The 19,864-nt window shown below is 66.6% G+C and carries 22 protein-coding genes; 15 read left to right on the forward strand and 7 right to left on the reverse strand.

Going from position 1 to position 19,864, the window contains the following annotated elements:
• Positions 1 to 190: 190 nt before the first annotated feature.
• A complete protein-coding gene (locus tag EXE63_RS01585) occupies positions 191 to 655 on the reverse strand; it encodes a hypothetical protein (RefSeq protein WP_234714048.1) in 465 nt (154 codons plus the stop codon).
• 157 nt (positions 656 to 812) lie between these two features.
• Here EXE63_RS01585 and EXE63_RS01590 point away from each other — a divergent pair, with 157 nt between their 5' ends.
• The 3 genes from EXE63_RS01590 to EXE63_RS01600 all read left to right on the forward strand — a co-directional run bounded on the left by EXE63_RS01590 (position 813) and on the right by EXE63_RS01600 (position 2,889).
• Positions 813 to 1,376: an MPT63 family protein gene (locus tag EXE63_RS01590; protein ID WP_048471209.1), complete on the forward strand. Its 564-nt coding sequence runs from the start codon at positions 813 to 815 to the stop codon at positions 1,374 to 1,376.
• Between the two features lie 170 nt (positions 1,377 to 1,546).
• On the forward strand, positions 1,547 to 1,936 hold the full coding sequence (locus EXE63_RS01595) for a BlaI/MecI/CopY family transcriptional regulator (RefSeq protein WP_013470257.1): 390 nt from the start codon (positions 1,547 to 1,549) through the stop codon (positions 1,934 to 1,936).
• On the forward strand, positions 1,933 to 2,889 hold the full coding sequence (locus EXE63_RS01600) for a M56 family metallopeptidase (RefSeq protein ID WP_006247294.1): 957 nt from the start codon (positions 1,933 to 1,935) through the stop codon (positions 2,887 to 2,889). The genes EXE63_RS01595 and EXE63_RS01600 overlap by 4 nt, the downstream gene beginning before the upstream one ends.
• Positions 2,890 to 3,385: 496 nt before the next feature.
• Here the strand turns inward: EXE63_RS01600 and EXE63_RS01610 are convergent, their stop codons facing one another.
• On the reverse strand, positions 3,386 to 3,775 hold the full coding sequence (locus tag EXE63_RS01610) for a heavy metal-responsive transcriptional regulator (protein WP_006246584.1): 390 nt from the start codon (positions 3,773 to 3,775) through the stop codon (positions 3,386 to 3,388).
• Positions 3,776 to 3,880: 105 nt separating this feature from the next.
• Between EXE63_RS01610 and merA the strand changes: the two genes are divergently transcribed.
• The 5 genes from merA to EXE63_RS01635 are packed head-to-tail and all read left to right on the forward strand — an operon-like array spanning position 3,881 to position 7,730.
• A complete protein-coding gene (merA, locus tag EXE63_RS01615; RefSeq protein ID WP_006246583.1) occupies positions 3,881 to 5,305 on the forward strand; it encodes a mercury(II) reductase in 1,425 nt (474 codons plus the stop codon).
• A gap of 37 nt (positions 5,306 to 5,342) precedes the next feature.
• A complete protein-coding gene (merB, locus tag EXE63_RS01620; protein WP_006246582.1) occupies positions 5,343 to 6,002 on the forward strand; it encodes an organomercurial lyase MerB in 660 nt (219 codons plus the stop codon).
• Between the two features lie 19 nt (positions 6,003 to 6,021).
• Positions 6,022 to 6,327 (forward strand): mercuric ion transporter MerT, encoded by a 306-nt coding sequence (gene merT / locus EXE63_RS01625; protein ID WP_040538777.1) that lies wholly within the window; start codon positions 6,022 to 6,024, stop codon positions 6,325 to 6,327.
• Positions 6,324 to 6,848, forward strand: a complete 525-nt coding sequence (locus EXE63_RS01630; RefSeq protein WP_006246580.1) for a TlpA family protein disulfide reductase — start codon at positions 6,324 to 6,326, stop codon at positions 6,846 to 6,848. Before merT ends, EXE63_RS01630 begins: the two co-directional genes overlap by 4 nt.
• A 3-nt stretch (positions 6,849 to 6,851) precedes the next feature.
• On the forward strand, positions 6,852 to 7,730 hold the full coding sequence (locus tag EXE63_RS01635) for a cytochrome c biogenesis CcdA family protein (RefSeq protein ID WP_048472691.1): 879 nt from the start codon (positions 6,852 to 6,854) through the stop codon (positions 7,728 to 7,730).
• Between the two features lie 48 nt (positions 7,731 to 7,778).
• Here the strand turns inward: EXE63_RS01635 and istB are convergent, their stop codons facing one another.
• The 5 genes from istB to EXE63_RS01660 all read right to left on the reverse strand — a co-directional run bounded on the left by istB (position 7,779) and on the right by EXE63_RS01660 (position 12,914).
• Positions 7,779 to 8,588, reverse strand: a complete 810-nt coding sequence (gene istB, locus EXE63_RS01640) for an IS21-like element helper ATPase IstB (protein WP_006246577.1) — start codon at positions 8,586 to 8,588, stop codon at positions 7,779 to 7,781.
• Positions 8,585 to 10,303, reverse strand: coding sequence for an IS21 family transposase (gene istA, locus EXE63_RS01645; RefSeq protein ID WP_008720624.1), 1,719 nt, complete (start codon positions 10,301 to 10,303; stop codon positions 8,585 to 8,587). Before istA ends, istB begins: the two co-directional genes overlap by 4 nt.
• Before the next feature lie 73 nt (positions 10,304 to 10,376).
• Positions 10,377 to 10,901, reverse strand: a complete 525-nt coding sequence (locus EXE63_RS01650; RefSeq protein WP_234904121.1) for an adenylate/guanylate cyclase domain-containing protein — start codon at positions 10,899 to 10,901, stop codon at positions 10,377 to 10,379.
• Positions 10,902 to 10,976: 75 nt separating this feature from the next.
• The gene (locus EXE63_RS01655) at positions 10,977 to 11,603 is read right to left on the reverse strand and encodes a class I SAM-dependent methyltransferase (protein WP_013470258.1); all 627 of its coding nucleotides are present in this window, start codon (positions 11,601 to 11,603) and stop codon (positions 10,977 to 10,979) included.
• A gap of 165 nt (positions 11,604 to 11,768) precedes the next feature.
• Positions 11,769 to 12,914, reverse strand: a complete 1,146-nt coding sequence (locus tag EXE63_RS01660; RefSeq protein WP_006247291.1) for an NAD(P)/FAD-dependent oxidoreductase — start codon at positions 12,912 to 12,914, stop codon at positions 11,769 to 11,771.
• Positions 12,915 to 13,522: 608 nt separating this feature from the next.
• Here EXE63_RS01660 and EXE63_RS01665 point away from each other — a divergent pair.
• The 7 genes from EXE63_RS01665 (at position 13,523) to EXE63_RS01695 (ending at position 19,814) form a co-directional block, all read left to right on the forward strand.
• Entirely contained in the window at positions 13,523 to 13,792 is a 270-nt protein-coding gene (locus EXE63_RS01665; protein ID WP_006247290.1) for a metal-sensitive transcriptional regulator, read from the forward strand.
• Positions 13,793 to 13,893: 101 nt separating this feature from the next.
• Complete coding sequence (locus EXE63_RS01670) at positions 13,894 to 14,667, forward strand: sulfite exporter TauE/SafE family protein (protein WP_027332155.1); 774 nt, start codon at positions 13,894 to 13,896, stop codon at positions 14,665 to 14,667.
• 102 nt (positions 14,668 to 14,769) lie between these two features.
• Complete coding sequence (locus tag EXE63_RS01675) at positions 14,770 to 16,143, forward strand: MBL fold metallo-hydrolase (protein ID WP_006247288.1); 1,374 nt, start codon at positions 14,770 to 14,772, stop codon at positions 16,141 to 16,143.
• A 191-nt stretch (positions 16,144 to 16,334) separates the two neighbouring features.
• A complete protein-coding gene (locus EXE63_RS01680; RefSeq protein ID WP_027332154.1) occupies positions 16,335 to 16,748 on the forward strand; it encodes an ArsR/SmtB family transcription factor in 414 nt (137 codons plus the stop codon).
• A complete protein-coding gene (locus EXE63_RS01685) occupies positions 16,745 to 18,712 on the forward strand; it encodes a heavy metal translocating P-type ATPase (RefSeq protein WP_006247286.1) in 1,968 nt (655 codons plus the stop codon). The genes EXE63_RS01680 and EXE63_RS01685 overlap by 4 nt, the downstream gene beginning before the upstream one ends.
• Positions 18,709 to 19,215, forward strand: a complete 507-nt coding sequence (lspA, locus tag EXE63_RS01690) for a signal peptidase II (protein ID WP_006247285.1) — start codon at positions 18,709 to 18,711, stop codon at positions 19,213 to 19,215. Before EXE63_RS01685 ends, lspA begins: the two co-directional genes overlap by 4 nt.
• Positions 19,212 to 19,814 carry a cadmium resistance transporter gene (locus EXE63_RS01695; protein ID WP_006247284.1) on the forward strand — a complete coding sequence of 201 codons (603 nt, stop codon included), beginning with the start codon at positions 19,212 to 19,214 and terminating at the stop codon, positions 19,812 to 19,814. Before lspA ends, EXE63_RS01695 begins: the two co-directional genes overlap by 4 nt.
• Positions 19,815 to 19,864 lie beyond the last annotated feature (50 nt).

The following is a 19,864-nucleotide window of genomic DNA, read 5'->3' on the forward strand; positions in this document are numbered from 1 at the left end:
TGAAGGACCATCTCACTGTCCTCCTACATCGAGGATTCGAGACGCGCGGTATCAGACAGGAAATGAGGCACGGCAAACCAGGCGCGAAGTAACCGCAGCCGGGCCGCGTGAGGAGTCTCGTTTCTCTAGAAACGAGACGGCGGGCTCGTGCAAGGCAAGGCCCCGTCTCGGTCTTGTCTCATTGGCTTCGTTAGTCGTTGACCTGCGAGTCTGCGGGCATGGGCAGTTGGTCATTGACCACGGCTGCGCACAGTGCCTGGGCGAGGCTGTATTGGGTGGGTAGCCCAGCTGGTGAGGGATGAACACGACAAGCTAGTCCGGGTTCGCTGCCAGATTGCGCCCAAGGATCGACGCCGTTGATCCTGATGGTGGGCGATCCCACGAAGGTCTGGTGAATCGCTTCGGCGGTGGTCTCAATCATGTTGATGTATACCGGTGTTCGAGTGAGACCCAGTTCGTCGAGCGTCACCCTCAGCAGTGCCTCGGCGAGCGTGGCGTGAGGGCAACCGGCAATCACGAGCAGCTCCACCCGAGGGCCGAGGTAGGTCGCTCCACCGTCGTGTTGTGTCGTCTCGTTGGGTGTGTTCGACGCGTCCCGAACAACGCGCCCCTCGTTCGCATCGCTGAACGCTGTTTGGTCCGACAACTTGGTCACCCTCTTTCTCGTTGGCCGATCCGGGCGCGCCGGGCCCCGGAGCATCATCTACTATCTCGGTACCGACATAGTAGATGCTTGATGCTCGGCGGGCCGATCGGTCGGCGGCCGCAGCAATGTGAAAGAAGGAGCAAATGTGTTTCGCGGACTCGGTGTGATGGTGGCGCTGGTGGCGGTGGCGGCGCTGTTTGGTGTGGGACTCGCCGCGACGGCGTCGGCTTCCGATGACTGTATGCACCGCTTTGGGTCTCAGCAGCAGGCCGAGATGGGGGGTGGCGTACAGGAGTGGTCAGTCACCAACCTCACGAAGAGCGCGGATCCCGCGCCTGGATATCCGCTGGCCGGACAGCTATGGGAGGCGACCGCGTCGGTCACGGCGACCTCAGGGGGATCGACGCCCATCATCCCCAATTTCAACGCCTCCACTGCTGATGGCGGCAGCTATCGCGTGCTGTGGCAAATGGCGAGCCCGCAGGGGATTTCTGGCGCCGCACTGGCTCAGGGCCAGACCGCTACGGGCAAGATCTACTTCGACGTCACCGGTGGCGACCCCGTCGCCGTGAGCTACGACGCTGGAGGTTCTGAACCGCTGATGTGGTGCTGCAGCGAGGCGATGATGTGCTGTAGCGGAGCGATGATGGCGATGCAGCCAATGCCGATGGATGACTGCGCCTGTTGTACCGATCCGGAACCGTGCCCGTGTTGTGCAGGAAACATGTAACCGTCAAACCCAAGGAAACCGGCCCGTCAGAACATGACGTGGTGGACGCATCGTCGGAGGGTCATGCCGCCGTCGGCGCGCAATGTCGGTTCTCCGTACCGAGGCCGTAGGCTGGTGCAGGAGGTGTGCTTATCGCACGGCAACCCCGGCAAGGACCGAAGACGAGGTAGGTGAGAGTAGCGGTGCGGGTGTTCGGTGAACTCGAGACCGTAGTCATGGCGCGGTTGTGGGAATCCGGCGGCAGCGGTACCGCCCGGGAGGTGGTCGAACAGCTTCGCACCGATCGCGAGATCGCCTACACCACAGTGCTGTCGACCATGGAGAATCTCTACCGCAAGGGTCACCTCCTGCGGGAACGGGAGGGCAAAGCGTTCCGCTACCGCACCGTGCTGAGCCATCCCGAACACATCGCCGCGCTCATGCGCGAAGCGTTGAGCGGCGGTGGCGAACACGACACAGCCGCGGTTCTGGCGCATTTCGTCGGGGAGATGAGTGCCGACGAGCTGGCAGGGCTCAAAGAGGTCATCCGCCGCCGGGGCCGGACATCGCCGAAACCATGAGCATGGCCGTCTGCCTCGCGGTTTACGCGCTGGCCTTGAGCGTTTTGGCGCCGCCATTGCTGTTGCGTGCCAATCTCCACGGTGCTGCCCCCCGCCTCGGTGTCAGCGCCTGGCTCGCCGTGATGGCCTCCGTGCTCGCGGCCTCGATCGGGGCGTTCACCCTGCTGGTGACCCATGTCCTCACCTCGGAAGGTGACATTGGTCTGATGGTGACCGGGTGCCTGGCCGGCTTGGGTTTCATCGTCCACGGCGGTTATGGCGAGTTGTTGCAGGTCAGCTTTCTAGCGCTGGCCGCGATGAGCACCCTGACGGTCGTGGTTCTGGGCAGCCGCGTGGTGCTCGCAATACGCCGTTCGCATCGGGGCAGTAGAGACCACGTCAGCGCCGCCCGGATCGCCGCCGGTGACACCTTGCCGGGGCCTGGAGGCGCCCTGATCATCGACAGCGCTCAGCGCGGGGTGTATTGCCTTGCTGGGCGACCCCACACCATCGTCATGACCCGCGGCGCGCTCGACGCCCTCGATGGCGCCGAACTGGCCGCAGTCCTCGCTCATGAACGCGCCCACCTGAGCGGACGCCACCATCATGTCCTGGCCGTCACCGCCGCTCTGGGCGCGATGCTGCCGCGGGTGCAGCTCTTCGCCAAGGGCGCCAGCGAGATCGCTCGCCTTTTGGAGATGTGCGCCGACGACGCCGCCGCCCGACGACACAGCTGCGACACCATCGTCGACGCACTTGTTGCCCTCAGCCTTCCAGGCCCCACCTCGACATCACCGATGCCGGCCGCGGCGCTTGGTGCGACGGGATTGGCCGTCACTCAGCGTGTGGAACGACTTCTATTTCCGCCGAACCGGATTCGCGCCCGCCTTTACCTCACTGTGGCGACGGGCGCGGCCCTGCTCGGACCACTCCTGGCCGCCGCGCTGATGCTTGCGCCATCGATATGCCTCTGACCCGAGGCGCAACCCGAACAGCTGCTGCGGCAACCCCAACGAGCCGACGAGCGGATCGGGTGGTCGCTGGAAGCCAGCCGCATGTAGACACCCTTCAAACGAAAGAGGTGGCTCCACTCGTCGTGCGCCTGGGTCAGTCGTCGTAGTTGGCGCGGCGGGTTCGCCCTCCTTCAGGTTGTTTGCCTTCATTAATGGCCAAGAACCGTTCGGCGCATCGGCCGGAGCAGAACCATATGTCTTGATCGTCGTGCCGCACATGGTGGCTGGTTGTGCGCGGATCAATTCGAACCCCACACACGGGGTCAACGGGATATCGGGGCGGTGGGAGCGACACGCGATACACCGCCATAGGAGATGCGATATTGCGGAGCGCGGTGGCGCCCAAAGAGTGGCTGTGTCAACCCGATCTGGGACCACGATGACGGCCTGACTGGGACCCACCTGGCACCGGCTAATCACGCCCTTGGTCTCGGTGGTCACTGCCGAGTGGCGAGGGCTATAGGTATCTGCAGACCTGATCGGGGCTACAGGTTTCGGGCTCTGGGAGGGCTGCATCGTCGCGGAGCGCAGCCACGTTGTCGCGAAGTGTTGTGAGGTCGGCGATCTGCGCGTCGATGTCGGCAAGGCGCGCGTCCAGCAGGTCACGTACGTGGCCGCAGGGAGCTTGGCCGTGGTCGCGGATGTCGAGGATCTGCTTGATCTGGGCGAGGGTGAGCCCGGCCGCTTGGCCGCGGTGGACGAAGTCGATCCGGCTGACCGCGTCGGGGGTGTAGTCGCGGTAGCCGGCCGGTGTGCGTTCGGCCGGGGGCAGCAGCCCTTGCTCTTCGTAGAACCGCAGAGTCTTGGTGGTCGTGCCTGCCGCCTCGGCGAGTTCTCCGATCCGCATCCCGGCCTCCATCGTGTCGCAGGTCTCGCTTGACCTTCCCCTTTACTGGAAGGTCCAGTATCGCTGCATCAGGAGCGTTTCCCAACAGTTCTGGGAGGAATCGGGATGCAGACCAGGTACGACCTCGCGATCATCGGATCCGGCGGCGGTGCGTTCGCGGCGGCCATTCGTGCGACCTCTCTGGGCAAGTCGGTGGTGATGGTCGAGCGTGGCACGTTCGGCGGCACGTGTGTGAACACCGGCTGCGTGCCGTCGAAGGCACTGATCGCAGCCGCGGAGGCCCGGCACGTGGCCGCGGACGCGCCGACCCGGTTCCCGGGCATCGCCAGCGTCGCGGGCGCGGTGGACATGCCGGCCCTGATCGGCGGAAAGCAGGATCTCGTCGAGGCCCTGCGGGGTGAGAAGTACGTCGACGTCGCCGACTCCTACGGTTGGCAGGTCCGCCGCGGCAACGCCGCGTTCGCCGGCACTCCGGATTCGCCCCTGCTCGAGGTCGCCGCGGCGGATGGCAGCGTCGAGACCATCGAGGCAGCGCAGTACCTGGTGGCCACCGGGTCCCGTCCCTGGGCCCCGCCGATCCAAGGGTTGGAGGAGGCCGGGTACCTGACCTCGACTACGGCGATGGAGTTGACCGAGGTCCCCGACTCGCTGCTGGTGCTCGGTGGTGGCTACGTGGCCCTGGAGCAGGCGCAGCTGTTCGCCCGGCTCGGGTCGACGGTGACCCTGCTGGTTCGGTCCCGGCTCGCGTCGAAGGAGGAGTCGGAGGTCTCCAAGGCGCTGCAGGAGGTCTTCGCCGATGAGGGCATCCGGGTGGTCCGCCGAGCGGTCCCGACCCGCGTGACCCGCGACGCCGCCACCGGCCAGGTGGTGGTGACCGCGGACGTCTCCGGTGGCGCGCAGGAGTTCCGCGCCGACGAGGTTCTGGTCGCTCTCGGCCGCCGACCGGTGACCGACGGGCTCAACCTCGACGCGGTCGAGGTGAAGACTGGCGAGGTCGGCGAGATCGTGGTCACCGACCAGCTGCAGTCCTCCAACCCGCGGATCTGGGCGGCCGGTGACGTGACCGGGCACCCCGAGTTCGTCTATGTCGCCGCCCACCACGGCACCGTGGTCGCCGAGAACGCCTTCACCGACGCCGAGCGGTCGGTGGACTACATGCGGCTGCCCCGGGTCACGTTCACCAGTCCCGCGATCGGCGCAGTCGGGATGACTGAGGCCCAAGTCCTCGCGGCCGGGATCCGCTGCGACTGCCGGGTGCTCCCGCTGGAATACGTGCCGCGAACGCTGGTCAACCGGGACACCCGCGGCTTCATCAAGATGGTCGCCAACGCCGACACCGGCGAGATCCTCGGCCTGACCGCGGTCGCCAAGGACGCCGGCGAACTGGCCGCCGCGGGCGTCCACATCATCGGCAAGACCATCGCCGAGGTCGCCGACGCCTGGGCGCCTTACCTGACCATGACCGAGGGCATCCGGATCGTCGCGAAGGCCTTCACCACCGACGTCTCCAAGCTCTCCTGCTGCGCCTGACCCGCACCCACCCCACTCAACGAAGGAGGCATCCGCGATGTCGGACCTCAGCACCCAACTGCCCCAACGACTCACCCGACCCGAGGAGACCGGCCTTGACGCCGGCCTGCTGATCCCGCTGCTGCGGCTGCTCGTCGACGGCGACCCCGTCACCGTCGAGCAACTCGCCGCGGCTGCGAGCCGCACCCTCGATGACGTACGGCGCGGTCTCGCGGCGGTGCCGGACACCGAGTACGACGATCAGGGCCGGATCATCGGCCAGGGCCTCACCCTGCGCCCCACCCCGCACCGGTTCACCGTGGCCGGTGAGGAGCTCTACACCTGGTGTGCGCTGGACACGCTGATCTTCCCCGCCCTGCTGGACCGCCCGGCAAAGGTGGAGTCGGCCTCCCCGGTCAGCGGCGAGCCGGTTCGGGTCAACGTCGACCCCACAGAAGGTGCAACCAGCGTCGATCCGCCCACCGCGGTGGTGTCGCTGGTGAACCCGGAGCAGATCACCTCGATCCGTTCCTCCTTCTGCAACCAGGTGCACTACTTCACCTCCCCCGAGGACGCCGCGGGCTGGCTGGCCGAGCACCCCGGCGCGGAGGTGGTCCCGGTGGCCGAGGCGTGCCGGATCGGGGCCGCCCTCGCCACCGGCCTGCTCAACCGCCTCCAGGCGCCCGCCGCGGCCGACGACAGCCACAGCTGCTGCTGACCCATACCCACTGAAGGGAATGAGAACACCGATGATGTCCAACCACGACGATCGCCCGGGAGGCAGCGGCCTGCTCCTCGGAGCCGGCGCCGCGCTGCTCATGGTCGCCTGTTGCGCCTTGCTCCCCATCCTCATCGCCGGTGGCGCGATCGCCGGTATCGGCGCGTTCCTCCGCAACCCGTGGGTCATCGGCGCCGGGATCGCCCTGGCGATCCTCGCGCTGATTGCCATCTCCCGCCGCGGCGGCGGCACCGCCGGCCACGGCTGCTGCCCGCCCATGCCCACCAACGAAAACGTCGACCCGAAGGACGAGCAGAACCGATGAGAATCACCCGCCGCCACCACGCCGCGCTCTCGATCGCCGCCGTACTCGCCGCCGGATCGCTGACCCTGACCGCCTGCGGCAACAGTGCCGACCCCGCGACCGCCGGTTCCGGTTCACCCGCCACCGTGACCAGCGTCGATGGCCAGCAGATCAGCCTGCCCGCCAACGGGAAGCCCACCGCGGTGTTCTTCTTCTCCGTCGGGTGCGGCGAATGCGTCAACGGCGTCCGGTCCCTCGGCGAGGCCGCCACCACCGCCGAGAACGCCGGCACCGTGGCAAGCTTCCTCGCCGTCGACATGGACCCCGGCGAATCCAAGGCCCTGATCGGCGACTTCATGGAGTCCGTCGACGCCGAACACGTACCGGCCGCAATCGACGATGGCGCGGCACTCTCCCGGCGATTCGAGGTGGCCGCTCTGTCCACCCTGATCGTCGTCGACGCCGACGGCACGGTGACCTTCCGCGCCACCGACCCCGACGCCGCGACGATCACCGCCGAACTGGCAAAGGCCGGAGCCTGACCCATGGGCGGACTGCTCACCCTCGCCTTCGCGGCCGGCATGGTCGCGCCCGTGAACCCGTGCGGGTTCGCGCTACTCCCGGCCTGGATCACCCACACCCTCGGCGACACCGATGCCTCAACGGTCCCGGTGCGGCTGCTGCGGGCGCTGCGGGCCGGTCTCGTGTTGGCGGTGGGGTTCGCCGGCACCCTCGCGGCAGCTGGCCTGGTAGTCAGCGCCGGCGCCCGAGGGCTGATTCGCGCCGCGCCGTCGCTTGGCCTGGCCGTCGGCATCCTGCTGGTGGTTCTCGGCCTGTGGATGCTAGCCGGACGCTCGGTCTCGGTGCGGGTGCCTCGGATCCCCGGCCGGGCAGCCGCGGGACTCCCACCCACTGCCCGGATGGCTGCGTTTGGGGTCGGCTACGCGCTGGCTTCGCTGTCGTGCACGTTCGGGGTGATCCTCGCGGTCATCGCGCAGGCGCAGGCCACCTACAGCTATGCCGGGCTCCTGCTCGTCTTCGGTGTCTACGCTGCTGGCTCGGCGACCGTCCTGCTGCTGCTCGCCCTGGCCACCGCCGCGGCAGGCAGCGGACTCACCCGCCACGTCGCGCGATTGGCCCGCCATGGCCCACGGGTCACCGCTGTCGTCCTGCTGCTCACCGGCGCCTATCTGGCCTGGTACTGGTACCCGGCGGCCACCAGCGACGCCCCGGTCGCCGCGGGCCGTGGTGGCGGACTCACTGACGTCTCCGCGGTGGTCTCCAGCTGGATCCAGACACGGGCGACACTCATCGGCGCGCTCGCTGCCGCGTCTGCGCTGGTAGTGCTGGCGCTCGGGGTTCTCCAGCGACGCCGCCGGATCCTTCGGGGGCGCCCGATGACCACGCGGGACAGCACGCAGTGACAGCCCACCGGGTGCGGCGTGCGCACGAAACAGGCTCGGTTGATTGCGTCACCGCGACGCGTTCCCTGACCGGGTCGACGCCAGCCGGTAGGAGTCGGTACCAGTTTCGATGATGTTGCCGCCGAAGGTGAGGCGGTCGACGATGGCCGCGCACAGGCGCGGGTCCGTGAAGGTCTTGGTCCAGCCGGCGAAGCCCTCGTTGGACGCGATTGCCACGCTGTTCTTCTCCTCTCGCTCGGTGAGGACCTGGAAGAGGAGTTCGGCGCCGCGGCGGTCCAGTTCCATGTAGCCGAGCTCGTCAATGCAGAGCAGGTCGACGCGGCCGTAACGAGCGATCGTGCGGGCCAACTGCTTCTCATCGGCTGCTTCTACAAGCTCGTTCACCAGCCTCGTGGCGAGGGTGTACTTTACCCGGAATCCCTTTTCCGCGGCTGCGGTCCCCATGCCGATGAGCAGGTGAGACTTGCCGGTGCCGGAATCCCCGATCAGGCACAGCGGCTGGCCCTTCCGCACCCACTCGCCGGTCGCCAACTGGTGGATGGTGGCGGGGTTGATGTTCGAGTTGGCGTCGAAGTCGAAGTCCGCGAGGAACTTGCTCCGCGGGAACCCGGCGCCGTTCACGCGCCGGATGGTGGACCGACGGTCGCGGTCGTCGCACTCGGCCAGGAGCAGCTCGGCGAGGAATCCGGTGTAGGTCAACTGGTCCTTGTTCGCCGCCGCGACCGCGTCGCCAAGCAGGGCCCGCATGGTCGGGAGCCGGAGCCTCCGGCAGGCCTGGTCGACCGCCGCTACGGCGGCTTCCTCGGTCAGGCCGCGGCGGCGGCGCAAGGTGGTGGTCACGCTGGTGACTGTGCTCATCGGGGTGCTCCGCTCTCATCGGGACTCATCGGGTCGGGGTGGTGGTCGGTGCCGGTGCGGCGGCCGAGCAGTTGCTGGTATTTCTCCATCGACGGCAGCGGCCGGGTGTCGGGCGGGAGGCCGGCGATGACCGCGGCCGGGTCGAGCAGCAGGCGTTCGGTGAGGGACACGACCTTCCGGCTGCGCTTGGCGTCGCCATCTCGTCGTTCGCCATCGCTGGGCTGCGCAACGGGATGACGGTCTGAACTGGCCCCGGTGGGCGCTGCGAGGGTGGTGTGCAGGCGTGCTTCGACCGCGACCACATCAGCTGAGACTGCACCGACGCTCACTGCGGCGAGCAGCCCGGCTTCGACTTCGTCGGCGGCCATGGCGCGGTGCAGTAGGAGCACGTCGATCAGTTCCCGGGTGCCGACCGCATCCCCGAGCCGCCTGCGGGCGTTCGCCCAGAACGCCTCATGCGCAGGCGTGAACGCCCCCGATTCGCGGGCCTGCGCCAACGCGGTGGAGCCTGGCAATGCGCCCGGCTTACCCTTGAGCACCTCGAGGTAGTGGTCGAGGTTCACCGACTGGCCACCCCTTGTGATGACGCGGGCGTGCCGGGCGATCTGGAGTCGGCCGTCGAACACGACGACCTCGGATGCGCGCAAGGAGACGCGGACGCGGCGGTGGATGAACCGCGCCGGGACGGAGTACCGGGCCATGCGGACGGTGATCATCGCGGAGCGGTCGACCATCGGGTTCAGCATCAGCCCGGGGTCGAACCCCTCGACCGGGAGCGGCGCGAGGTTCTCGCGTTCGGTCGCGAAGTCCTCGCCGACGGTCCGGATCCGCGACGAGATCCGTCGGCGGTCGTCGGCGGCGTCCAAGGCACGGACCTTCTCGTTCAGCTCGTCGAGCGAGTCGACGACGGGCATGGGCACGAGGTGCTGGCGGCGGAACCGGCCGACGTCGCCTTCCACACCGCCCTTCTCATGTGCCCCGGCGATGCCCGGCTGGCAGTAGAACGCGTCGAACCCGAAGTGAGAGCGGAACAGCACCCAGCGGTCGTTCTCTACCCGCTCACGACCGCGCGCGTTGACGACCCGGGTGACTGCGGCGGTGAGGTTGTCGTACCGGACGTGCCGGGCGGGGATGCCGCCGATCTCGTTGAACGCGGCGATGTGGCCCTCGAGGAACGCCTCTTGGCCTTGGGTGGCGTAGATCCGGTGCACCGCCTTCCCGGAGTAACTCAACCTGAATGTGAAGAGGAAGACCTTCGTCTTCACCCCGGCCAGGATGACGTAGAGCTCGCCGAAGTCGACTTCTGCTTCTGCGCCTGGCGCGTGCTCCTGGGGGATCATGACTTCGACCCGGCGGCCAGCTTCGAGGCCGATCTGCGTGCGGCGGATGCGGACGTAGTCGCGAACCGTCGAGTACGACACCTCAATGGCGTCGTGTTCCTCGATGAGGCGGACGTGGATCCGGCGGGCGGTGTGCCGTTGCTTCCGCGGCGCCTCAAGGTCGGCGCGGAGCATGTCGTCGATGGCCGACTTGAACGGATCCAACCGGGGCGAGGAACGCACCGGGGTCTTCCGCGGCGGTGGTTCCGCGGACGTGAGGGCCCGGCGAACGGTGCCGCGTCCGACTTGGTGCTTGCGTGCGAGCGCTCGGATCGACATGCCCTCGACCCGGGCGTCCCGACGGATCGCAGCGAACAGTTCCACACGCACCCTCATCCCGAAACCCACTTCCGGTGCCGCGAGGACCGCTGGATGCGGGTCCTCCTGACGCCACGGAAGTGGGTCCAGATCAAGCCGTCACGACGCCACGCCGAAGCCCGGGTGGGTCCCGAATCAGACCGTCACACTGGTCCCGAATCAGACTGTCACCGCCACCCAAAGAGCGGACCGCGAGACCCAACCCTTCGCATGCGGGCAGTATCGGATCGGTGACTATTGCCTGGCCTGCGCCGGCCAGCGCTGTCACGCGTGCGGCGGTGTTAACCGCATGCCCGAAGAAATCGTTGTCACGTTCGACGGCGCTCCCGTGATGGATTCCGACTCGGAGCACGAGGAAGCCGTCTTCGGCAGCGGCGCGATCGGCCAGCGCCACGATCGTCGCCATCATCTGTTCAGGACCAGGGGCGCGCAGCATCACCGCGTCCCCCATGCTTTTCACCAGGCTGACATGAACGGTGAGCGAGTCTCGCGCGAGGTCTACCAGCCGCCCGGCGAGAAGGGCGGCTTCCTCGTCGCCGCACATCTCAGTCAAGGCCGTAAAGCCGGACAGATCGACGAAAGCGAACGTTGCGTCCGCTGCAGCGGCCTCACCCATGGTTGGCCATTCTCACTCACGTCGCCCGTCGTTACAGTCGATCTGTGCGCTTCAGGCCTACCGCGGCGGCGGCCATCACCGTGCACCACCGTTGACGAGCGGCTTGGTGGCGACACCGAGCAGATAATCGCCCCGAATGCGGGTGACAGAGCCGAGGATGAGCAGGCCGTGCCGGCGGAGTTCGTCAACAAACTGTTCAGCGGTGAAGCGGTCGTCGGTGGGATGGTCGAACAGTCGCCGGTAGGTCGGGCGGTCGAGGGCGTGTTTGGTGACCTCTTCGAAGTAGAACCGTCCACCGGGGGCGAGCACCCGCGCGGCTTCTGCCACCGCGGTACGCCACTGCGGAATGTGGTGGATGATGCCGAAGTCGAACACCGCGTCGTAGCTGTCGTCGTCAGCGTCGAGCGCGGCCCGCAGGTCCGTGGCACTGCCACGGACCAAGGTGACCCGATTTCCGCAGGGTGCCAGCCGCTTACGGGCGCGATCGATCATCGTCGGATCCAGATCGAGGGCATCGATCCGGTCGGCGCCGAAGCGTTGTAGCACCAGCTGTGAGCCGTAGCCCGGTCCACAGCCAATCTCGAGGGCTGTACTGCCCGGCGGGATACGGCCCCCTAAGCGCAGCAGTACCGGCACTTCGTAGAAACGTTGCAGCCACCGCCGGGGCGGCGAATTGATCAGGGCAGTCTCGACCCGATTCATCAACACCTCAGAACCCTTTCCCTTCACGGCAGCCATCGCTCTATAAGGGTGCGACATCGCCAGCTAATAATCTACATACGACGCTATCATCGGTGTTTGACGATGAAAAGGGTGTGCGACGATCGGTCTTGTCCGGCACGCCGTCATCGGAGGTGATTCTGTCGTTCAGCTTGCGGATCGACCGAACCAGCGGTGTCGTCGGGTGACGGCGAATTCGGCTTTCTCGTCGGCCAGGTCGGTGGAGGGCCCGATGAAGGGGGCGGTGGGTTTGGACCCGGAGAGGAAGTCGGCGTCGACCTTACCGACCCGTCCATCGCCGAACTCGATGTAGCAGACCCCGCGCCCGGAATACTTGGCGGTAAATGGTGTCCCGTGCAGCTGTGCGGCGATGTGGGCGGCAACGGTGCCGGCAGCGTCTTCGGCGTAAACCCCGGCGCGGGGTACGGGTGCGTCGGCGCAGTCGCCGATGGCATACACACCAGCATGTTTGGTGGCGAGCGTGGCGGGGTCGACGGCGATCCATCCGTCGTTGCCTCCAGCAGTCAGCCCGGAGGCGTCGATCACGTCGGGGACGCGGTGTTTGGGGATGCCGATGAACAAGTCGTAGGGCTCGGTGTCGGTGTCGGTGTGGGCTAGGTGTTGGTTCGGGTCCAGTGAATGGATCTTGGTCTCAGGCCGGTAGATGATGCAACGTTCGGCCATGGCGGTGATCAGCGCTTCGGATGTTTCCGGGGAGACCGGGATCGGAGAGGGCATGGGGCTGATCACCTTGATGGTGACGGCGTCGCGGATGCCCCGCTCGACCAAGTGGGCATGTAGCAGCAGGACTGCCTCGTAGGGTGCTGGCGGGCACTTGAAGGGGACGCTGAGGACGCCCAGCACGATGGTGCCGCTGGTGAATTCAGCGAGGCGGTCGCGCAGTCGAGCGGCGCCATCCACCGTGTAGAAGTCGTAGCCGTCCTCGGTGAAGCCAGGGGTGGCTTCGGGCTCGTAGTCGGCGCCCAGGGCGATGACGAGGAAGTCGGGCTGATAGTCGGATTGGTCGGTGACGACGCGACGGGTGGCCGGGTCGATGGAGGTGATGCGTTCCTGGCGGAACTCCACGCCGGGCCTGGTCAGCTCGGCATACGGAATGCGGACATCCTCGGGGGTGCGATTCGTGAACAACACGTCGAGCTTGGAAAAGCCGAAGGTAAACCCGTCGTTGTGGTCGATCAGGATGACGTGCAGGTCGGCGAGGGTGTCGGAGAGTTGGGCGGCTAATTCCAGGCCGCCAAATCCGGCACCCAGGATCAGTACGGTCTTCTTCATTGGAGCGTCCCTCTTTCGTTGTAGTCGGACAATTGTTGATTCAGTCGGGGTCGGTACCGCACCCGAATGGGGTGGGCGCTGACGAGTGGTCAAATCTCGATGGGCCGGATTGACGTCACCCCCATTGCGTCATCCCGCCCACACCTTGGTCGACACAGCGTTTCGGGCCGAAGAATCCCAGGCTTCGCGCGCCGTGAACCGGCTTCCCGACCTGCAGACGACGTAACGCAGTGTCCGGGATGTCGACGAGACGCGCGGCCAGCACCTTTGATAGGCAGCGCGCCAAGGAAATGATGCACTGGTATTCCTAGGGCTTCGCGGGCATCCGCCACCCGACTGGCCGGCCGCGCCCCGCCTGGCAGCCAACTCGTCGACGGTGACTTCACAGGTTCATTCACCCTTCCTGTATACCCCCGCCGGTATACCCTGTCGATGGGTGGCGAAGTCACGGTCCGCCCTGATTTATTGAAATGCAAGGGCGGCCCGACCCTGCCTCTCCGACCACGGCGCGCCCCGTTTGCACCGAGCGCCACGACTGGCGTCGCAACGATCGGGTAGATACCCGGTGGGGTATACGATGGAACTACTGTTACGGAAGGGGTTTGGCGATGGTCGGCGATCAGGACAGCATCGTAGTGGTGCTCAATCGGTTGCGTCGTGCGCATGGTCAACTCGCGGGCGTGATCGCGATGATCGAGCAGGGCCGCGACTGCAAGGACGTGGTAACCCAGCTTGCCGCGGTGTCGCGCGCGCTGGACAAGGCCGGTTTCAAGATCGTGGCCACGGGTTTGCGAGAGTGCCTGGCCGGGCAGGTCGAAGGTGGGGCAGCGCCGATGACCGAGGCCGAGTTGGAGAAGCTGTTCTTGGCGTTGGCATGAAGGATGCGTGCAGTGCCTGGTATCGGCGTCGGAGACCGTGATGACTGACCTGCGGTGTGCTGCGTGAGAGCGTGCGTCCGGGCGTCGAAGCGGTGTCGCCGGTGACTGTGGTCATCACCTTGGTGCTGGGTGCGGTGATCGGGGTGCTGTTGGGGTTGCTCGGCGGCGGCGGGTCGATCCTGGCGGTCCCGGCGCTGGTCTATGCGCTCGGCCTCGGGGTCGAGCAGGCGATCCCCATGTCGCTCATCGTGGTGGCGGTGGCCTCGGCGGTGGGGGTGTTGCCCAGGTTGCGCGCTGGACAGGTGCAGTGGCGCCTGGCCGCTGTCTTCGCGGTGGCCGGCATACCGGCCGCCCTGCTCGGCAGCGCCATCGGCGAGCGCCTGCCTCAGCGGGTTCTGATGATCGGCTTCGCGATCCTCATGATCGGCGCCGGCCTGCGAATGTTGACCGATTCCACCGACGCCGGCACTGCCTGCACCGTCGGCGATGGCGGCATCAACTGGCGTCGCTGCGCACCGCGGTCCATTCCGGCGGGCTTCGCGGTCGGCCTGCTGACCGGGCTGTTCGGTGTGGGCGGTGGATTCGTCATCATTCCCGCCCTGGTGCTGTTGCTCGGTGTGCAGATGTCCGTCGCGATCGGCACCTCGCTGCTGATCATCGTCGCCAATTCCGCGGCCGGGGCGCTCTTTCACCTCGATGGGGCAAGCATCGACTGGTCCATTACAGCGGCGTTCGTTGCGACTGCGATCGGCGGCTCACTGGTCGCCGGGCACTATGGCGCCAGACTCGACACCGGCCGGTTGCAACACTGGTTCGCTTACCTGGTCTTCGCCGTGGCGGCATATGTCCTGCTGGACACGCTCGTCCTGACCTAACTGATCCCACCTTCATCAGCTGCCCCGTCCAAGAGGCTTCGATCCATACTGGCGGGGGTGAACATACTTTCAGCAATCCAGAAACCAGAAGGGAGTCTTTTCGTGGACGTCACGATTATCGACACCTCCAGTCTCGGCGACCGTAGTTACTTGGTCAGCAGCGGTTCGACGGGGGTCGTGATCGATCCGCAGCGTGACATCGACCGAGTGCTGGGCCTGGCCCAGCGGCGTGGGGTGCAAATCACCCACGTGCTGGAAACCCACATCCACAACGACTACGTCACCGGCGGATTGGAACTCGCCCGCACGGTGAGCGCCGAGTACGTGGTGCCCGCCGGCGACCAGGTGGACTACGAACGCCGCCCGGCGTGCGACGGGGATGTCATCGACGCCGGACCGATCCAGTTGGAGGTGATGCACACTCCCGGTCACACCCACCACCACGTCAGCTATGTGCTGCGCGACATCACCGGTGCGGTGACCGCAGTGTTCACCGGCGGATCCATGCTGCACGGCACCACCGGGCGCACCGATCTGTTGGGCGCCGAACACACGCACGAGTTGACCCGTGCCCAGTACCAGTCGGTGCACCGACTGGCAGCGGTGCTCCCCGATGCCACCTCGGTCTATCCCACCCACGGGTTCGGCAGTTTCTGCTCGGCGACCCCCGGCAGTGGTGATTCCTCGACCATCGCCGAGCAACGCCTGAGCAATCCGGCGCTCACCCAAGACGAGCAGGCCTATGTCGCGGAGCTGCTCGAGGGACTGTCGGCCTATCCCGCGTACTACGCCCACATGGGAGTGATTAACCAGGCTGGACCAGCTCCGGTGGACCTCTCGTTACCCGAACCGGTCGATCCCGAGGAGGTGCGGCGACGCATCGACGCTGGCCAGTGGGTAGTCGATCTGCGGAATCGCACCGCCTTCGCCGCAGGGCATCTCAGCGGCACGCTCGGGTTCGAACTGTCTGGCAGCTTCGTAACCTACCTGGGCTGGCTTCACCGGTGGGGCGAACCACTGACCCTGATCGGGGAAACACTCGATCAGATCGCTGAGGCCCGCCGCGAACTGGTCCGCATAGGCGTCGACCACCTCGACGGCGCCGCCACAGGAAACATCGACGATCTACGCGCCGGATCAACACTGCGCTGCTATCGGACCGCCGGTTTCGCCGACCTCGCCGAAACCCTAGGCAGTGGCGAGGATTTCGTCGTGCTCGACGTGCGACAACGCCAAGAGCACGACACCAGCCGCATCCCCGGCGCGATCAACATCCCGCTGCACCTACTCGCCGACCGCCTTCACGAACTGCCTGACATGCCGATCTGGGTGCACTGCGGCTCCGGGTACCGAGCGTCGATCGCCGCCTCCATCATCGACCGGGAAGGGGGCGTCGTGGTGCTCGTCGATGACGAGTACAGCACCGCGGACACCCTGGGCCTCACCTCCACACGACAACCCACCGACTCAACGTGACCATGGGAGGCCAGCAGCCCCGATAAGTGCCACCTGGCTGAATTGCATCAGGCGCAAGGCCAACAGATCGCCCTCAGCGTTCCATTGATGGCGGCGGCTTCACACCTTCCGCTCAGCCCCCTGGGACCGCAGCCGGCGTAAGCGGACACTCCAGGCGCGAAGTATCGCCGGGGACCATGTATCATCGTCAAATGGCGATGAATGTGTCGGATGATTGCGCGGCTGTCGGCTCAGCAGGTGGAACCTCTTCGAATCTGAATGCTGCGGTAGCGCTGTTTCATAGTCTCTCCGATTCCGCCCGGCTGGCGATCGTGCGCCGCCTGGCCGACGGTGAGGCGCGCGTGGCTGACTTGATCGGCGAGCTGGGGTTGGCGCAGTCCACTGTCTCAGCCCATGTCGCCTGTCTGCGGGACTGCGGTCTCGTGATCGGACGCCCCGAAGGCCGGCAGATGTTCTACTCGCTGACCCGACCGGAACTCATGGATCTGCTGGCCTCAGCGGAGACGCTGCTGGCCGCGACCGGCAACACGGTGGCGTTGTGCCCTAACTACGGAACCAACGCCCACACAACGACGACGATCGATACCGAGGAGCCCCGCCGATGAGTGACGCCTGCGGATGCGGCAACGACGAGCCCCGCGACACCGACGAACGGGACGGTGAGCCCGAACGGCTCTGGCAGATCAAGGAATTGCAGTTCGCCGCCATCTCCGGAGTCTTCCTGCTGGCTTCCCTGATCGCCGGAGGAGTCGATGCCGCCGAGTCGGTCGTGCTCACTCTGGAAGCGATCGGGCTGCTGGCCGGTGCCTACACCTTCGTGCCGTCTACCCTCAGACGGCTGGCCAAAGGCAAGATCGGCGTCGGCACGCTGATGACGATCGCCGCCGTCGGCGCGGTGATCCTCGGGGAAGTCGGCGAGGCCGCGATGCTGGCCTTCTTGTTCTCGATCAGCGAAGGGCTGGAAGAATATTCGTTGACCCGCACCCGCCGCGGGCTGCGCGCCCTGTTGTCACTGGTGCCCGACGAGGCGACCGTTCTACGCGATGGCGGCGAAAAGACCGTTGCGCCTGCGGAATTGCGGATCGGTGACCGTATGGTGGTCAAGCCCGGTGAGCGTCTCGCCACCGACGGCATCATCCGTCATGGCCGCACCGCGCTCGATGTTTCGGCCATTACCGGTGAGTCGGTTCCCGTGGAGGCCGGTCCCGGAGACGAGGTGTTCGCCGGGTCGATCAATGGCACCGGTGTGCTTGAGGTCGAGGTCACCACCACGGCCGAGGACAACTCGCTGGCCCGCATCGTGCGCATCGTGGAGGCCGAGCAATCCCGCAAGGGTTCCTCGCAGCGCCTGGCCGATCGCATCGCCAAACCACTGGTGCCCGGAATCATGATCGCCGCGGCGTCGATCGCGGTAATCGGCAGCGTGTTCGGCGACCCGGCCACGTGGATCGAACGCGCCTTGGTGGTGCTGGTCGCCGCGTCACCGTGCGCACTGGCGATTTCTGTGCCAGTCACGGTCGTCGCCGCCATTGGCGCCGCCAGCAAGCTGGGATCACTGGTCAAGGGCGGCGCCGCACTTGAAGGGCTCGGCAGAATCCGCGGGGTTGCCTTGGACAAGACCGGCACACTGACCGCCAATCGGCCCGCCGTCATCGAAGTCGTCACAATCAACGGATCGACCTCGGAACAGGTGCTGGACCTGGCCGCAGCGTTGGAGTCGCGCAGCGAGCATCCCCTCGCCGCTGCGATCCTGGCCGCCGTTAAAGAGGTCACCCCAGCCACTGACGTCGAAGCCGTCACCGGAGCCGGACTCACCGGACATCGCGATGGGCACGCCATCCGGCTGGGCCGCCCCGGCTGGCTCGACCCAGGCCCACTGGCCGGTGACGTCACCCGGATGCAGCAGGCCGGTGCCACCGCCGTCCTCGTCGAAGTTGCCGGTCAGGTGGTGGGCGCCGTTGCCGTGCGCGACGAGCTGCGCCCCGAAGCCGCCGAAGTCATCGCCCAACTGCGCCGCGACGGCTACCACGTGGCCATGCTCACCGGCGACAACCACACCACCGCAGCGAGTTTGGCCCGCGATGTCGGTATCGAGGACGTGCACGCCGAGCTGCGCCCCGAGGACAAGGCCCGACTGATCGAACAGCTTCGCAGCCAGCGTCCCACAGCGATGGTCGGCGACGGGGTCAACGACGCTCCCGCGCTGGCCACCGCCGACATCGGCATCGCCATGGGAGCGATGGGCACCGACGTTGCCATCGAAACAGCCGACGTGGCGTTGATGGGCGAAGACCTGCGCCACCTTCCTCAAGCGTTCCGGCACGCCCGCCGTGCGCGGCGAATCATGTTGCAGAACCTCGGTCTATCCCTCGGGCTGATCATCGTGCTGATGCCGCTGGCGCTGTTCGGCATCCTCGGACTGGCCGCCGTCGTGCTCGTCCACGAACTCGCCGAGATCATCGTCATTGCCAACGGGGTGCGCGCTGGGCGTACCAAACCGCTGGCCGATGCGGCACTGCACGAGGTGGCGCGACCGATACGCGCGGCCGTCGTGGGTGCGCCGTCGTGACCACCGACCACACCGACACCGACACCCGAGTGAGACGGGGGCGGATCGCCCTTGCCGCCACGGTGGTCACCGTGGCGGCACTTGACCTGGGCTTGAAGGCGTGGGCCGGTCGCGCACTGACCGGCGGCAACTCAACAGATCTCGGGCTGCTAGATCTGCGGCTGGCGTTCAACCCCGGTGTGGCATTCAGTCTCGGGGACACCCTGCCGCCAGCGGCCCTGCTCGGCGTCACCGGCCTGATCGTGGCCGGTTTGGCAGTGTTCGCGGTACGCCTCACGCGCACCGCGGCGCTGCCCGTCGTGCTGGCACTTGCGGCGATGCTGGGTGGGGCGGTGGCCAACGTGATCGACCGCGCCGCTGATGGGCAGGTCACCGACTACCTACACACTGGCTGGTTTCCCACCTTCAACCTCGCTGACGTCTTCGTCGTCACCGGGGCAGCCGCCCTCGTTGTGGCTAGTTGGCGGGCAAGCGATACCGCAGACTCGGAGGTAAACGGATGATCTTGTCCTCAGTGCTGCCCGCAATCGGCCTGTTCATCGTCACCAACATCGACGACATCATCGTGCTCTCACTGTTTTTCGCCCGCGGCGCAGGACAACGCGGAACCACGGCCCGGATCACCGCAGGCCAATACCTGGGATTCGCCGGGATTCTGGGTGCGGCTGTGCTCGTGACGCTGGGTGCCGGAGCGTTCCTTCCCCCAGAAGTGATCCCGTACTTCGGACTCATCCCCCTCGCCCTGGGACTGTGGGCGGCGTGGCAAACCTGGCGCGGCAACGATGATGATGATGACGACGACGGCAAAGTCGCTGGCAAGAACGTCGGCGTGTTAACCGTCGCAGCAGTCACCTTCGCCAACGGCGGCGACAACATCGGCGTCTACGTTCCGGTGTTCTTGAGCGTGGGACCGGCGGCCGTGGTGGCTTACTGTGCCGTGTTCCTCGTGCTCGTCTCGGTGCTGGTCGTCGCCGCCAGATTCGTCGCCACCCGCCGGCCGATCGCAGAAGTCCTCGAACGCTGGGAACACGTCCTCTTCCCGATCGTCCTGATAGGCCTGGGCATCGTGATCCTCGTCAGCGGTCTCGCCTTCGAGAACTAGGCAGCCACGAACACCAGCGGTGCACTCCGGCGCCAACATGAACCATCGAG

This window comes from Mycolicibacterium frederiksbergense (assembly GCF_012223425.1).
Lineage (GTDB): Bacteria > Actinomycetota > Actinomycetes > Mycobacteriales > Mycobacteriaceae > Mycobacterium > Mycobacterium frederiksbergense.

Excerpts from the sequence above, each read along its gene's own strand:
- EXE63_RS01655 (WP_013470258.1), bottom strand. The coding sequence starts at position 11,603 with ATGAATCGGGTCGAGACTGCCCTGATCAATTCGCCGCCCCGGCGGTGG.
- EXE63_RS01695 (WP_006247284.1), top strand. The coding sequence starts at position 19,212 with ATGATCTTGTCCTCAGTGCTGCCCGCAATCGGCCTGTTCATCGTCACC.
- istA (WP_008720624.1), bottom strand. The coding sequence starts at position 10,303 with ATGAGGGTGCGTGTGGAACTGTTCGCTGCGATCCGTCGGGACGCCCGG.
- EXE63_RS01665 (WP_006247290.1), top strand. The coding sequence starts at position 13,523 with ATGGTCGGCGATCAGGACAGCATCGTAGTGGTGCTCAATCGGTTGCGT.
- EXE63_RS01610 (WP_006246584.1), bottom strand. The coding sequence starts at position 3,775 with ATGCGGATCGGAGAACTCGCCGAGGCGGCAGGCACGACCACCAAGACT.
- EXE63_RS01650 (WP_234904121.1), bottom strand. The coding sequence starts at position 10,901 with ATGGGTGAGGCCGCTGCAGCGGACGCAACGTTCGCTTTCGTCGATCTG.
- istB (WP_006246577.1), bottom strand. The coding sequence starts at position 8,588 with ATGAGCACAGTCACCAGCGTGACCACCACCTTGCGCCGCCGCCGCGGC.
- EXE63_RS01685 (WP_006247286.1), top strand. The coding sequence starts at position 16,745 with ATGAGTGACGCCTGCGGATGCGGCAACGACGAGCCCCGCGACACCGAC.
- EXE63_RS01680 (WP_027332154.1), top strand. The coding sequence starts at position 16,335 with ATGGCGATGAATGTGTCGGATGATTGCGCGGCTGTCGGCTCAGCAGGT.
- merB (WP_006246582.1), top strand. The coding sequence starts at position 5,343 with ATGTCGGACCTCAGCACCCAACTGCCCCAACGACTCACCCGACCCGAG.
- EXE63_RS01660 (WP_006247291.1), bottom strand. The coding sequence starts at position 12,914 with ATGAAGAAGACCGTACTGATCCTGGGTGCCGGATTTGGCGGCCTGGAA.
- EXE63_RS01600 (WP_006247294.1), top strand. The coding sequence starts at position 1,933 with ATGAGCATGGCCGTCTGCCTCGCGGTTTACGCGCTGGCCTTGAGCGTT.
- EXE63_RS01590 (WP_048471209.1), top strand. The coding sequence starts at position 813 with ATGGTGGCGCTGGTGGCGGTGGCGGCGCTGTTTGGTGTGGGACTCGCC.
- merT (WP_040538777.1), top strand. The coding sequence starts at position 6,022 with ATGAGAACACCGATGATGTCCAACCACGACGATCGCCCGGGAGGCAGC.
- EXE63_RS01630 (WP_006246580.1), top strand. The coding sequence starts at position 6,324 with ATGAGAATCACCCGCCGCCACCACGCCGCGCTCTCGATCGCCGCCGTA.
- merA (WP_006246583.1), top strand. The coding sequence starts at position 3,881 with ATGCAGACCAGGTACGACCTCGCGATCATCGGATCCGGCGGCGGTGCG.
- EXE63_RS01635 (WP_048472691.1), top strand. The coding sequence starts at position 6,852 with ATGGGCGGACTGCTCACCCTCGCCTTCGCGGCCGGCATGGTCGCGCCC.